We start from the raw sequence: 14,559 nt of genomic DNA on the forward strand, positions 1-14,559 counted from the left end.
CCCCTTATTCAATATGAATTTTTGAAAAATCACCAAACGTTAAAAACATATCTTTTATCTTCTTTAACAGGGCAAGCCTGTTGTTTTTTATGGCTTGATCTTTGTCCATCACAAAGACCTTGTCAAAATAACTGTCTATCGTTTCTTTGAAGCCGACAAGAATAGACAAGGCATAATCATACTTTCTTTCACGCATAAAATCAAAAAATTTCCCCTTACTCGATTCATAGAGTTCAAAGAGCATCTGTTCTTCTGTTTCAGTAAACAGAGAAGTTTTAATCTCACGATCTTCAGTTATCATCTTTGTAATATTAAAAGCCCGTTTAAAGCCTACCATGAGTTTTTTAAAATCCTCTATGGATTTCTGTGTTTCAAGAGTTATGAGTCTTACGTACCCATCGTATATATCCTTTGCAACAAAAGGCATAACACTCTCAACAAATTCCTGATTCCTGCCCTCTTCAATCATGGAAAATTTAAACCGCGTCACGATAAAATCAATAAGCGAGGCTCTTGTCTCCTCAGGCGGAACTCTTCCATTAATGGCATCCCCGCTCACATAAGCAGTCTCTATGAGTCCTTCAATTGGTATATGTAATTTTTTATCGACTGCAATCTTTATGATGCCAAGCGCCTGTCTCCGTAAGGCAAAGGGATCAAGATTACCGGTAGGCGTTATACCCACGGAAAAGAAAGACGTTAACGAATCAATCTTATCGGCAATACTGATAATCGTACCGAGAGTTGTCTCCGGTAAGCTGCTGTTGCCTCCGGAGGGCAGATAGTGTTCTTCTATAGCACGGGCAACATCGCCGGCTTCACCCTGATGGCCTGCATATATCCTGCCCATAACCCCCTGAAGTTCGGGAAACTCGCCTACCATGTGGGTCAGCAGATCTGCCTTCATCATACTGACTGACCGATCCACCTTTTCTATATCTGCAAATCCGAGAATCGAGGAAAGGGAGTGCGCTATCTTTATTACCCTGTCGGTTTTCTGTTTCAACGTCCCGAGCTTCACATGGAATACAATCGAGGAAAGGCGCTCATAAAGGCCAGATAGCGGGATTTTTCCATCCTCTTCAAAAAAGAACTCCGCATCTGCAAGTCTCGCACGCAAAACCTTTTCGTTGCCCCTGATAACATTTTTGTCTTCAACAGGCACCGTATTTGCAAAAAAGATAAAATAGGGCATTAGCTCGCCCCGCTCATCCATTATTGGAATATACCGCTGGTGACTTTTCATCACATTAATAAGCACTTCTTTAGGAATACCAAGGAACTTTGCATCAAATTCCCCCCGAAGCGGGTATGGATATTCTGTAATATTCGTGATTTCTTTTATCAGATCATTATCTCCTATGGCATGACCGTGGACCTCTCCCTCAATTCGACTTATCCCTTGCAGGATTGTCCCCATCCTCTCTTCTTCGCTTAAGACTATATAGTTTGCCCTCATCTTTTCAGCATACTCTGAAGGTCGGGCAATCTCAATCCTGCCTGACGACAGGAACCTGTGGCCATATGTAAAATTTCCACTCTTCACATCTGCAATGGTAAAGTCTATCGGTTCTTCATCGAATAGTGCAAGTATCCATTGAAGAGGTCGCGCAAATTCAAAACTTTCATTGCCCCACCGCATCTTCTTCTGAAAGGGAATGCGGGGGATTATATCTCTAAAGAGGCCGGAAAGCACATCTTTTGACGATATCCCTTTTTCCATCTTTTCAACTGCGATAAATTCCACACCATCTTTCACTGCCCTTATTAATTCTTCAACAGCAACACCCTGAGACTTTGCAAAGCCCTGTGCAGCCTTCGTAGGAGCGCCGGATTCATCAAAGGCCCTGTTTACGGGTGGACCATATTTTACAATAATGCTATCGCTCTGCTTTTCATACACATCATAGATAAAAGCAACCATCCTTCTGGGGGTTGTCTGGATCTTTATATTGCTAAAGGAAATTCTGGAAACATTAAGACCTTCTTTTAAAAGATTAAAAAAACCTTCTTTTGCCAATTCAATAAACCGTGCAGGAATTTCTTCGGTACCGATTTCAAGCAGTAACGTTTTCAACTTAACAAACCCCTTTTTTTTATTATTATAGTATCATAGCTCACGAGTTATAAACCTTAATCCTAACCTGAAACATAAAACTATTTTTTTAAAAGCGGAAACCCCATTTCTTCTCTCTTCTTTACATAAAGTTCTGCACACATCTTTGCGAGGCTTCTTACCCTTCCTATATAGTTTGCCCGCTCGGTGACGCTTATAGCGCCCCGTGCGTCGAGCAGGTTGAATATATGCGAGCATTTAAGACAAAAATCATAGGCTGGGAAAATGAGCCCCCTGCCTTTTACAAGCCTTTCCCCTTCGCGTTCACAACTATCGAAAAATCCTTTGAGCATAGCCGGATCAGATTCCTCAAAATTAAAAATCGAAAACTCTCTTTCCGGTTCAAGAAATACATCGCCATACAGAATGTCCTTATTCCATTTAATGTCAAATACGTTGTCTATATCCTGAAGATACATGGCTATTCTTTCTGTACCGTAAGTAATCTCCACGGAAATTGGTGAAAGGTTTATGCCGCCGACCTGCTGGAAATAGGTAAACTGGGTAATTTCCATCCCGTCAAGCCAAACTTCCCATCCAAGTCCCCACGCTCCAAGAGTGGGAGATTCCCAATCATCCTCGACAAAACGTATATCATGGTAGGACGTATCTATACCGAAGCTCTTCAGGCTGTCTATATATATATTCTGTATATCCTTAGGGGAGGGTTTCATAATAACCTGGAACTGGTAATAGTGTTGAAGCCTGTTTGGATTCTCACCATACCTGCCGTCCGTCGGTCTCCGTGAAGGTTGAACGTATGCAGTATTCCATGGCTCAGGACCAAGCGATCTCAAGAAAGTGGAGGGGTGGAATGTGCCGGCGCCAACCTCCATATCATACGGTTGCTGGATTATGCATCCCTTGTCAGCCCAGAATTTCTGCAAGGCAAATATGAGTTCTTGAAAATACACGCTTAATTTCCGTTTTTTTTATAACATAAATATACATTCATTGCTATCAAATTTAGACCTTCAGGCTTGAAAACTGAACATAAGATTATGGGTTTGGCGTATAAATTACACCGCCGCAAGCGGACGGCGTGTCATAGATAAAACCGATATGTAATTGTTAACGAAGCCGGGCAGTCAGGAGCGATTGCCCGGCTTCTGTGGTTAATATGTTTTTAGAACTTCGGCACAGGGAATAATACCCCGCCAAAAATGAGATATGCAAAAATAAGTGTCCAGACGACATTGAATGCCTGGGCAATGAGGAATACTGCCGCAGGTTTTCCACCGCCCATTGCTACAAGTTCCTTGAACTTTGTATCAAGGCCGATACACAGGAAGGCGAGTGTAAACCACCAACCCCTTAAGCCGGCAGTAATACCGGTTACGGCTTTGGCTGAAGCATCAGACAGGAAGAAAGAAAAGATTATCGAGGCAACAATAAAGCCCACCACAAATTTCGGGAATCTGAACCAAATCTCCATTGCACTCGGTTTTTCGCCTGCTCCCCGACCTTTAAAGGTAAACCATATGGCAAGCAGAAATGCGGCAACACCGATAAGTACATTTTGCGCCATCTTTACCACAACAGCAACAGCCATTGCCTCCTCTCCGGCAATGGCTCCGGCAGCGACAACTGCGCCTGTCGTGTCAATAGTGCCTCCAATCCAGGCGCCTGCAATTGCCGGCGCCATTCCTACCGCTTTTGCAATGAGGGGCTCAAATATCAGCATTGGTATAGCACAGAGTAAAACAAGCGATATGGTATGACTTACTTTTTTCTGGTCACCATTTATTGCGCCCCCTGCAGCGATTGCTGCGGAGACACCGCAGATCGAAACCGCTGAGCCAAGTATGGAGCAAAATTCATCATCAAGACCGAACTTCCGCCCAACCCATAAACAGACATAGAAAACAGCAAAAATGACAATGACAGCCTGAATCATTCCATAGATCCCAACCTTTGCGATAGTGGTAAAGAGTACCTCTGCCCCTAATAGAACTAAACCTATTTTAATAAAAAATTCAGTTTTGACTGCTGTTTTAAGCCATTCAGGCACGCCAACGGTATTGCTTATAAGGAGTCCGAATATAAGGGACCAGAAAACCACCTCGAGGCCGTAAAAAGAAATGGTAGTGTTGCCTGCTACCAGAAATGAAAGGGCAGAAAGTATGTAAATTATGGGAAAACCAAGGGTAAATTTACCGACAGACATCCCCATACACGCCATCCCGACTGCACCGAGTATCCATAAACCGATCAACAGATAGAGAGCCCTTAAAATGTTATCGCCGGAGAGTGCCTTCCCGATTGTAGCACCGGCATCGCCTTTTATAGCTTTAGCAAGTTTGTCAGCATTCTTTCCGACACCCTTGTCTTTTGCGTCCTTCCCCACCTTCTCGAGTTTTGAGGCCTCATTTCCAATAGACTTTCTGTCTTTTGCATCAAGGGAGTTTTTAAGAACCATAGCCTGTTTCTGAATATCGGTATCACCCTTTTGCCCGGCATCCTTCGCGAGAGATTCGGCCTTGATTGACCAACCTGCAATATTTTCTATAAATGCACCATCGCTCATCCATTTCCATCCCGGAAGTTTGAATGTAGCACCTGCCATAAAAAATATCAGAATAATAAATCCGATCCATACAGACATCCAATCGTCTTTTTTCCAGAGCGTTGTCCAGTCAATAGCTTTTTTTTCTGCCATGATTTGTGCCTCCTTCCTTAGAAGATATGCTGTACCGACATAGTTGTATGGAAAACCTTAAATACCTTATTAGCGTAGATTTTCTAAATTGTCAACCCTTGCTTTGAGAGTATAAATAGTTATCTGATTTATTCTTGCAGAGTCTAATAATACAAGCATTGCTGCGAGGTCTTTTCTGTTTCAGACCGTGTGGATATCCCGTTACTTGCAGCAGTATAGTCCAGTAATTATTCTTCTTGCAAAATCGGTTAGATGCGTTATATTAAGAAAATATTGGTTCCCACTGGTAAGCCCACGTGGGAATCTGCCAAGGAGGAAAACATGCAATATTCCGAAGTAGTAATGGATCACTTTAAAAATCCACGAAACATTGGCAAGATTGAGAATCCTGATGGGGTCGGAGAAGTAGGTAATCCGATATGCGGAGATATGATGACCATCGTCATAAGAGTCAAGGCCAATCGTATTGAAGATATAAAGTTCAGCACCTTCGGCTGTGGCGCTGCAATTGCCGTATCAAGCATGGTAACTGAAATGGCTAAGGGTAAGACCCTCAAAGAAGCAATGAAAATCACTAATGAGTCTGTGGCAAAAAACCTTGGCGGATTGCCGAAAAATGAACTTCACTGCTCACATTTGGGGGCAGATGCACTTCACAAGGCAATTATGGACTACTATTCCCGAAAAAAGGGTAAAGGAGTTAAAGATAAAAAAGTTGAATATATTGGAGAACGTAAGGGAAAATGTTACTGTCCATATTGTGATACCGAGATTCCCAAAACCACTCCTTATTGTAACAAGTGCGGAAAACCTGCTTTGAATCACTAATTCATTATGTTATTTTATGGGAGCGCATACGATGAATACCATATATTTTGACCATATTTCTGCAACCCCGATTCACCCTCTGGTAAAAGAGGCGATAATCGCATATTTACAACATGACGGATTTGGAAACCCTTTAAGTCAGCACCATATAGGTGATTCGGCGATCGAGATGCTTGAAGATGCCAGGGGCAAAGTGGCACAGCTCATTCATGCCGGAACTCATGAAATAGTGTTTACTTCAGGCGGGACAGAATCGAATAACAATGCCATAAAAGGGATAGCCTTTGCAAAAGCAAAAAAGGGGAAGCATATTGTAACTACCAGCATCGAACACCAATCCGTTGCAAGAACTTTACGGGTACTCATGAGGATGGGATATCAGGTAACGGCAATTCCAGTGGACAAGTATGGCCTTGTTGATCCGAAAGACGTGGAAAAAGCAATCAGGAACGATACCATCCTTGTCACAATTATGCACGCAAACAATGAGATAGGAACTATCGAGCCCATTGCCGAGATCGGTAAAATTACCAGGGAAAGGAATGTGGTTTTCCATTCCGATGCAGTCATATCCTGTGGCAATATTCCTGTTGATGTGGATAACATGGGTGTTGATCTTTTGAGCATCGCTGCCAACCAGTTTTATGGACCATCAGGCGTAGGCGTTCTTTATATCCGCCAGAATACAGAGATTGTACCGATTATAGACGGAGGGACACAGGAAGACGGCAGACGTGCAGGAACCCAGAATATGCTCGGCATAGTCGGCATGGGAAAGGCTGCAGAGCTTGCTGTTATAGAAATGGAAGAGCGCAACGCACACCTGTTAACATTAAAAAAGTTCCTTATCGAGCATTTAAAAACAATTGATGAAATTTATATAAACGGCCATCCTGATATAAGCCTCCCCGGCCTTGTTTCTTTTTCAGTTGATTATGTTGAAGGCGAATCCATGACAATCATGCTTGACGAAGAAGGCATTTGTGTTTCCACTCGTTCTGCCTGTGCGTCCGGGTCGCTTCGGGCGTCCCATGTCCTAATCGCAACAGGAAGGGACTATACTACGGCCCAGGGTACGCTTTGTTTTTCTTTTGGTATTGATAATACGCTTGAACAGGTGGGCAAGGCAGTAGAAGTTCTCAAAAAAAGTATCGCCTTTCTGAGAAGTATGTCGCCCCTCTATAAAAAGAAATAATGAATGACAGAAAATAGCGATCAGGGGACTTTCGCAAAGGTCTCGACAAAGAAAAATAAGTTTTTTATTAGCTTAATGGAATAAAAACCCCTCCAGCCCTTTTGGACTGGAGGGGTTTTTATTAATCAACAGCTATTGTTCAACCTTCGTACTGAATTGTTGCGCCAAGTTTCTTTGCTTCTGAAATCTTGAATGCAGCATCTCTCTTCTTGGAAAGACTTTCTTTTCTGACATCAACAAAGTCAACTGCCTTCATGTCGCAAAATCTTACGCACTGTGGATCGCCGTCACAGAGGTCGCATTTAAAAACCTTTTTCATCATGGGGTTAAAGTTCATTGCGCCAAAGGGGCATACAGCCACACAGGAACGGCAGCCGATGCACATATCGTTGTCAACAGATACCAGGCCCTGGGCATCATCCCTTGTAATTGCCTTTACAGGACATACGTTCATGCAAGGTGCATCCACACACTGTTTGCATGACATAGGGATATAAAGCCCTTCCCATTCCCATTTTTCTACTTTTATCCTTGCCTTGCTCGGATTTGCTACATTTTCGTGAAATACTGAGCATACGAGTTCGCATCTTCTGCAACCCGTGCATTTTTCATGATTTATCATGAGCACTTTTGCTTCCATTTAGTTTCCTCCTTTATGTTCTATATCCCAACTATATACGTAATGGTTCTTTATCGAGATTTTCAAGTCCGTACTTCTTCAGTGATTCCGGTGTGGGTACGCCATTCTCATCAAGACCTTTATATTTATAGAACAGAGCCCTCATTTCCAGAAACTTTGGTTTGTCAATTTTTTTGCCGATAACATCCGGTGCTCCACGCTTACAAGGTTCAGTAAAGTAACGTTCTGCCAGAATTTCGCCTTTGAAGGGATCGTCTTTCTTCATACCTTCTCTTATGTTGAACAGTCTCTCAACCATATTAGATCTTTCTGCAACATCCCATATATCCTTCGGAGTCATCTCAAGTCCTACATTATAATAAAGGACCTTTGCCCAGTCTTCAAAGTTCGGCAATGTTGCCCCAAGGAATGTTGTATGATACTTGCATATGCCGAGGCAGTCAACGGCCATGTAGCAGTTTTCATGCCATGCAACCTGCCATGGTTTTCCGATATATTCCGTATGGTCGGAGCTCAAGGGCCCATCATATGCAACAGGGCTGCTGTATATCCTTCTCATAACATCAACCGGCAGATGGTACAGGTCGATAGCCGGCCTGCTTCTCAAGTGGTCGGAACCTCTTGAGGCAAGTGCGAGATTTAGTGCAAGAGCCGGGGTTGCCCTTTCGTCAGAGTGAAGGTTCTGCATACCCTTCATGTGAATGAGTAATTTAAATGAATCTTTACCGATCTTCTCAGATGCCCTGATGCCTCCCTCGGCAAGAACGTCACCAAGCCAGGTGTCTCTCTTGCATATATGGTGAATCATTGCAATAACAGCATCATCATTTCCGAATCTCAAATCAAGACCATCAGTCTCTTTGGTTGTTAATATTCCCTTCTCATAGAGTTCCATTGCCCAGGAGATAGTGCTTCCGATTTCAAGGTTGTCAACACCGTACTGATCAACGAGGTGGTTGCCCATGAGCAGCGTATCAAGTCCTGTACATCCCGGTTCGCCGTTGAAAGCGCCCTGAGATGTATATTCCGGACCTTCATCGTATTTGCCGACAAGGCCGTATTTCCGTGCAAGGGGTGTATCAGGAATTTTGTATTTGGCGCGGCAGTGTACCTGGCAGCCGAAACATGCCGACATGTTGTATTCACTGCCCATACTTTCTTTTGACCATTCATCGATTTCTTCAGGCTCTATCGGATCGGCATTGAGAAGCTGATTAAACTGGAAGTTGTTTGTTCTTATGCCCCCCCAGGAGTTAGTTGCACCCCAGATAAAAGGTGTTCCCAGCACACCCATGGTCTGGTTGACTTTTGCGCTGGTGATCTGTTCAATAAACCTCTTGTCGAATTCAAGTGCCTCATGTGGATGGGCAATCTTGATATCCATGGTTCCGCGTGCTGCAACCATTTTCAGGTTCTTGGAGCCCATTGTACATCCGCCGCCGCCTCTTCCGTTGGCATTCTTTATGCCTGTCATAACGTTGGCATATCTTACCAACTTCTCAGCAGCAGGGCCGCAAACTGCGCACTTTACATCAGGGTCTCCAAGCTCTTCCCTTACTGCCCACTGAGCTTCTGTAACTGTTTTTCCCCAGAGGTTCTTTGCATCCTTTATTTCCACTTCGCCGTCATGAACAAATATATATACTGGTTTTGCAGCTTTGCCTATTACGACAATGTGATCAAAACCTGCATACCTGAGTTCGGGGGCAAAGAAACCGCCAAAGTTGCCGCTTCCCAGAAGGCCTGTAAGGGGATTTTTCGTCATAACATCTGTTCTGGCGGATGCTGATGCAAGCATACCACCGAGAATACCGGCGCTGAAAATAACTGCGTTATCAGGCCCCAAAGGATCACAACCCGGTTTTGAGTAATTGTAAAGCAAATATGCTGCAAGCCCTCTGCCGCCAAGAAACTGTTTCCTGACTGCTAAAGGAATAGCTTTTATGTCGATCTTACCTGTTGTAAGATCGACTATTGCAACTTTTCTATCTAGAGACATATTATTTTACCTCCTTCTTTGCTAGTTCTTCATTCTTGCCTGCTTCTGCTGCTATCTGGTCTAATCTCTCATTGGCCAGTCTCTGGCTTGTCTCCCATACCGGACCTTTTACACGGGGGAGACCGGCGTTGATCCAGAAAATACGCCATTCGGAACCACACTTCGGACATTTTGCCTGTGTCTGTCCCGGTGCAGGGGTAATTCTGCCTGCGCAACTCGGGTTCATGCACCTTACCTGGCCATAGCTTCTTGTGCTTCTCAGACTTTCTGCAGTTGATAATTTGTCATCTGCCATCTTAATCCTCCTTTCCAAAAATGTTTTATTGAAACAAACAGCTCAATATCCTATTTATTAAGCTGCTTTGCGGGCATCACCTTTTACATATGCGTCATTTAACAGAACGAGGGGATGGATTACACGTATTCCTGTCCCTGCGGCCATCTGCAATCCACAACCGCCGCATTCCGTTACGGCAGCATCCACATTAGCCGCCTTTATCTCATTCCATAATTTCTGTGCAATCTCCACAGAACGTTCGTGATTTATCTTTTTCATGCCGTAAGAACCGCCCATGCCGCAGCAGTTCGTATTGACCTTTACAACTTCCAGGCCGGGAATAAGTCTGAGAAGTGCAACCGGCACGTCTGTAATGTTCTGCACCCTTAAATGGCAAGGGTTATGGTAGAATACCTTAAGTGGTATCTCACCAAAGTTCGTATTGAGTTTCCCCTCAAGGTACAGCTTGTAAATATATTCGCTTGCATCATAAATGCGTTCAGATATAAACCGTGCATCCTTACTGTCAAAAAAGGGCAATCCCTCTCTCTTCAGCATCATGTTGCAACTTGGACAGCTTGTTATAATATCATATCCGGGAGCTGCAGCTTCAGCAAGCATACGGGCATTAAAATCAAAATTCTTTTTGGCCCCGGCCGGGTTCCCGTTTGCCATCATAGGCATTCCGCAGCATTTCTGCTCAGGTACAATTATTTCAATGTCATTCCTTTTCAAGATTGATACAAGGGCTTTTCCTGAATCAGGGTTGTAGTAGTTTGCAAAACAACCGTGATAATACACTACCTTATTACTCATGAGAGCCTCCCTTGAACCAGTCTCTGAAAGTCTGGCGATGAAATTCAGGCAAGGTGGAATCTTTATGGACACCCGTAAAAAACTGTGTCATCATTTTTACGATCCACAGTTTTACCATCCAGTTAGACAGGGGAGCCGTCATCCCGCCAAGTTTTGCAAGTAGTTCAGGGTCGTCAAGCATCTTCTTTTTCAGGCTCCGGCCATCTTCTGCATAATGTTCAAACTGCGCCTTCCAGATTAATGTCGGTATATCGATATCAACAGGACATTCCACCTGACAGCGTCCACAGTGGAGACAGACCTCAACTGGAGGGAGCCACCCCTGGAGGGAACCGAGAAGATAATTTTTCGGACTATACACCATACCCTTGTCAAGAAAGATGTGCTGTCCCACAGGGCACTGACGTGCGCATGCTCTGCAGTCGATGCATAAAAAGAGATCGCTATATCCGTTTTTTAAAAGTTCACTCCTTCCATTATCATAAAAGATAACATGGAGTTCCTGGCCATTTTCGCCGGAAAGTTCGGGAAGGCTTTCGAAGTCATATTTTTCAATATCATGAGGTATAAGGTCGAGAAGAATGCTTTCAAGACCGTAAATTCCCATTGATTTTGTATGAAAAAGGGCATCCTCTTTGTTCTTTAATATTTTTTCAATACCTACTACCAGGATAATCTTCTTTGCCTGCTGCAAATCTTTGGTTATATTAGACATATGTTGTAAAAAATATACGGTGCCATCCTCTGCGGATATGGCATTAACTCCCATAATTGCAACATAATCTTTTATTCCGGATGAAGATAACCTTGTTATGCTGTGCCGTTTATCAAAGGATTCTACAAGATTCCTTCCATGCATACCGGGAAGAGACCAGTAATCTTCTACCTTTTTTTGAAATTTCCCTTCCTCAAAATTATTAAACTCTCCATAGTATCGTAAATATGTCTTAAAACCGGCAGCTTGAAGCCCAGGTCTTAATTCATTTACAACTATATTTGATTTATTTATTGATGCAAGGGTCGTATTATCGGCAATTTGTTTAATATACGATACCGCTTCTTTTGCATCCTTGGCAGAAGTAATTTTCACGCCATCATATTTACCGAGGGTTTTTTGAAGTTGTTCAATCAACGATGCATTATTACTTCTCGCATCTTCACGTATTTTCCTGAGATGTTCCTTTACAGATTCGCCTTCAATCCTCTTCTCTTTTCTGACAAATATGCCTGCTGCTCGATGTTTGCTCTGTTCGGGTGAGGGTTCAACAACTATTAAACCTGGAATATTAGCCATTATTTTTTACCCTCCCTTTCGATAAGGACTTATAGCGCTACCATATACCGAGGATATGATTTTGATAAATATTTCACAAACATACGCATTAATAAAAGTGAACAGATTTGTGTTCTCATGGTTTTTGCATTTGAAATTCTGTATGCAATCTTTATTTTCATTGCATCGTTCAATATCATAAACTAATATTTTTTATAATATATCGTATTTTATGTCAAGGAATATTTATAATTATTAATAATAAATAGCTTTTTAAGCTATCAGCCTTAAATAAATCTTGACAATATTGTTTTTCACGGGTTAATATCGTTCAATATAATGAACGTATTTACAAAGAATTTATTATTACATTATATTTTCTCAGGATAATGAACGACTACAGCGCGCCAATTATAAAAAAGGCAATCGATATTATTGTGTTAATCGGAAAAGAGAACCGGCCGCTCGGCGTTTCGGAAATTTCCAAGACTCTCATCTATAGTAAAAGCACAACATATGGAGTTTTAAAGGCACTTAGCGAAGTGGGTTTTCTATATAAGGATTCCGAAACAAAGAAATACTCAATCGGAAAAAAATTGCTGAGACTTTCAAAGATTATTTATAAAAATCAGGATATTCTTTTTATCATAAGACCATTTTTAGAAAACCTTGCTGAATTGATAGATGAAACAGTTTTCTTCGGGGTAAATGAAAATGATGCATTAAAAATACTCAGTGTTGTCGAAGCTAAAAAAAGTCTTAAGTTGTCTGCTCCGGTAGGGACAAAGATGCCCTTAACTGCCGGAGCTGCCGGAAAGGTATTTTTTTCTGCTTTGAAAAATGATGAGATAATTTCGATTTTAAATGAAAAAGGCCTGCCGAAATACACTGAGAACACTATCACAGACTTGGATGACTTTATCAGGGAAATCGAGAAGACAAGGGAATTGGGATACGGGGTTGATCTTGAGGAATATCTGAAAGGCGTCAGGGCTGTGGCAAGCCTTATTTATCAGGACAATCATCCCTTGGGCGCTATCTGGGTTGTAGGTTTTTCAAATTCGATAATTGATGAAAAACTTCAATTTATCATCAAACAATTAAAAATCACTGCGGAACGGATAAACAAAAGGATTTCATTCAGTACACATATGGATGAAGGCAGGAAGGCAAAGGAATCATGATTCTGATTACACATCATACCGGCGAACCCCACGGCATCCTGGGTGCTCAAACTGCATGTACATATATGACAACGAATTTGAATATGCCTTCAATTGTAGTGGGCATTGAGAGACAATTTTCAAAAGAACTCCTGTTGAAATTTCTTGACGATTATTATGAAGGTAAGGAAAAAATCATTGGATTCTCACATCTTTGCGGGAGAAAAGACCTTGTGGAATTAATCGGTGCTGTGAAAGAAAGGAGCTTTTTCACTATACTCGGGGGCCCGCAGGCTGAAAAGGATTATTACGGGGAGATAGATTCAGTAAACTACACAACGAGATTCAAGGGGCTGCATAAGGAAATAGACCTTGCAATTCAAGGTCCTGTTGACTACCTTAAGCAGGAGGATTTCCATTCAAAAACCGGTTGTCTCAGCTTCCCATGGGGAAAGAATATTGCCCTTAATGTTGACTGGGCAAACATGTATACCTTTACGGATGCACTGAAAAGACTCGAAGTAAAAACAGCACAGGTGTTGAATTCAATCGGTTGCCCATATGCAAAGAAGAAAAACACGGTGAGTTTACCGCTACCGGATACTATCAAAGAAAGATCATTATTCATTGATGTTGAGTCTTACGGCTGTATATTTTGCGACGTAGCAAGGGATAAAGGCTTTCACGGGCGCATTGACAGGGACATGGTATTGGCCCAAATAAAGGCATTACCCGAAGAAAACGGGAGAAAAATCCCTTTTGAGATTATAGACGAGTATCCGATTAACTCTTTGAAGCAGATAATTGATGATGCTGCCGGGGCAGACATTGAACTTTCCCGAATTGACCTTGTATGTAGAATTGATGATATAAACGCACACAAAGAACTTCTTGCTGATATTTTAAAAACTGCAAAAGAAAGGCAGCTAACAATCATGTTTTCGTCTATAGGCTTTGAGTCCTTTAATGACAAGATTCTCCGATTTCTTAATAAGGGGATAACGGTCGATGATATTGTAAAGTGCGTCGGGATTCTGCGGCAATTAAAAGACAGATTCGGTGATTCCTTACTTTACAGAAGTGATGAAGGCGCAAATCATGGTTTTATTCATCCAACCCCATGGGACGACAGCGAAACAATATCTGAAAACAATATGAACATTTTAATGTATCGCCTTTTTGACGATATATTACCGACCCATAGCGTCCCGCTGATAATTCACCACTCTTCTTACCTTGGCGATTGGATAAGACAGATTGAATCCGAGTTAAATGTAGCATTTAAAAGAGATGGTTCATGGATTGAGTGGTGGAGTTCACCGGTATCTAATGCTTAATTATACCAATTTGCCTTCAATCATATGACTTCGTTAACTCGTCGTCGCACTCCTCTATTTCAGGAACACCCGTAAACGGGTACCCGGTCGTCCCCTCCACCGGCGAAGCCGTCGTAGCAGAACCGCAAAATGTCAAGCATCTTTTTTACAATAAAACCTTTTATGATTTTTGCCGTATAGTAAGCCCCGGGGATTTTTTAGATTGAAAAGATCCCCTCCCCAAATGTTGCCCTCTACTTTTTTACGGGGGGGAGTA

12 protein-coding genes are annotated in these 14,559 nt (G+C 42.3%); 4 read left to right on the top strand and 8 right to left on the bottom strand.

What is annotated here, in order from left to right; genetic code table 11:
- Nucleotides 1-4: 4 nt before the first annotated feature.
- The 3 genes from glyS to NT178_01380 form a co-directional block, all read right to left on the bottom strand.
- Nucleotides 5-2,077: a glycine--tRNA ligase subunit beta gene (gene glyS / locus NT178_01370; GenBank protein ID MCX5811184.1), complete on the bottom strand. Its 2,073-nt coding sequence runs from the start codon at nucleotides 2,075-2,077 to the stop codon at nucleotides 5-7.
- Nucleotides 2,078-2,157: 80 nt separating this feature from the next.
- Nucleotides 2,158-3,030: a glycine--tRNA ligase subunit alpha gene (locus tag NT178_01375; protein MCX5811185.1), complete on the bottom strand. Its 873-nt coding sequence runs from the start codon at nucleotides 3,028-3,030 to the stop codon at nucleotides 2,158-2,160.
- A 212-nt stretch (nucleotides 3,031-3,242) separates the two neighbouring features.
- Nucleotides 3,243-4,775, bottom strand: a complete 1,533-nt coding sequence (locus NT178_01380; protein MCX5811186.1) for a putative sulfate exporter family transporter — start codon at nucleotides 4,773-4,775, stop codon at nucleotides 3,243-3,245.
- 321 nt (nucleotides 4,776-5,096) lie between these two features.
- Between NT178_01380 and nifU the strand changes: the two genes are divergently transcribed.
- The gene (gene nifU, locus NT178_01385; GenBank protein ID MCX5811187.1) at nucleotides 5,097-5,603 is read left to right on the top strand and encodes a Fe-S cluster assembly scaffold protein NifU; all 507 of its coding nucleotides are present in this window, start codon (nucleotides 5,097-5,099) and stop codon (nucleotides 5,601-5,603) included.
- Between the two features lie 31 nt (nucleotides 5,604-5,634).
- Entirely contained in the window at nucleotides 5,635-6,798 is a 1,164-nt protein-coding gene (locus tag NT178_01390; GenBank protein MCX5811188.1) for a cysteine desulfurase family protein, read from the top strand.
- A 139-nt stretch (nucleotides 6,799-6,937) separates the two neighbouring features.
- Here the strand turns inward: NT178_01390 and NT178_01395 are convergent, their stop codons facing one another.
- Genes NT178_01395 through NT178_01415 form a run of 5 tightly spaced genes read right to left on the bottom strand, consistent with a single transcriptional unit; the run spans nucleotide 6,938 to nucleotide 11,824 of the window.
- Nucleotides 6,938-7,438, bottom strand: coding sequence for a 4Fe-4S dicluster domain-containing protein (locus tag NT178_01395; protein MCX5811189.1), 501 nt, complete (start codon nucleotides 7,436-7,438; stop codon nucleotides 6,938-6,940).
- Between the two features lie 31 nt (nucleotides 7,439-7,469).
- The gene (locus NT178_01400; protein ID MCX5811190.1) at nucleotides 7,470-9,437 is read right to left on the bottom strand and encodes an aldehyde ferredoxin oxidoreductase; all 1,968 of its coding nucleotides are present in this window, start codon (nucleotides 9,435-9,437) and stop codon (nucleotides 7,470-7,472) included.
- A 1-nt stretch (nucleotide 9,438) separates the two neighbouring features.
- A complete protein-coding gene (locus NT178_01405; GenBank protein ID MCX5811191.1) occupies nucleotides 9,439-9,732 on the bottom strand; it encodes a hypothetical protein in 294 nt (97 codons plus the stop codon).
- Nucleotides 9,733-9,789: 57 nt separating this feature from the next.
- Nucleotides 9,790-10,530, bottom strand: a complete 741-nt coding sequence (locus NT178_01410; GenBank protein MCX5811192.1) for a heterodisulfide reductase-related iron-sulfur binding cluster — start codon at nucleotides 10,528-10,530, stop codon at nucleotides 9,790-9,792.
- Nucleotides 10,523-11,824 carry an LUD domain-containing protein gene (locus NT178_01415; GenBank protein MCX5811193.1) on the bottom strand — a complete coding sequence of 434 codons (1,302 nt, stop codon included), beginning with the start codon at nucleotides 11,822-11,824 and terminating at the stop codon, nucleotides 10,523-10,525. The genes NT178_01410 and NT178_01415 overlap by 8 nt, the downstream gene beginning before the upstream one ends.
- 368 nt (nucleotides 11,825-12,192) lie before the next feature.
- Here NT178_01415 and NT178_01420 point away from each other — a divergent pair, with 368 nt between their 5' ends.
- A complete protein-coding gene (locus tag NT178_01420; GenBank protein ID MCX5811194.1) occupies nucleotides 12,193-12,987 on the top strand; it encodes an IclR family transcriptional regulator in 795 nt (264 codons plus the stop codon).
- Nucleotides 12,984-14,303 carry a hypothetical protein gene (locus NT178_01425; protein MCX5811195.1) on the top strand — a complete coding sequence of 440 codons (1,320 nt, stop codon included), beginning with the start codon at nucleotides 12,984-12,986 and terminating at the stop codon, nucleotides 14,301-14,303. Before NT178_01420 ends, NT178_01425 begins: the two co-directional genes overlap by 4 nt.
- The last annotated feature ends 256 nt before the right edge of the window (nucleotides 14,304-14,559 follow it).

The organism is Pseudomonadota bacterium, assembly GCA_026388255.1.
Lineage (GTDB): Bacteria > Desulfobacterota > Syntrophorhabdia > Syntrophorhabdales > Syntrophorhabdaceae > JAPLKB01.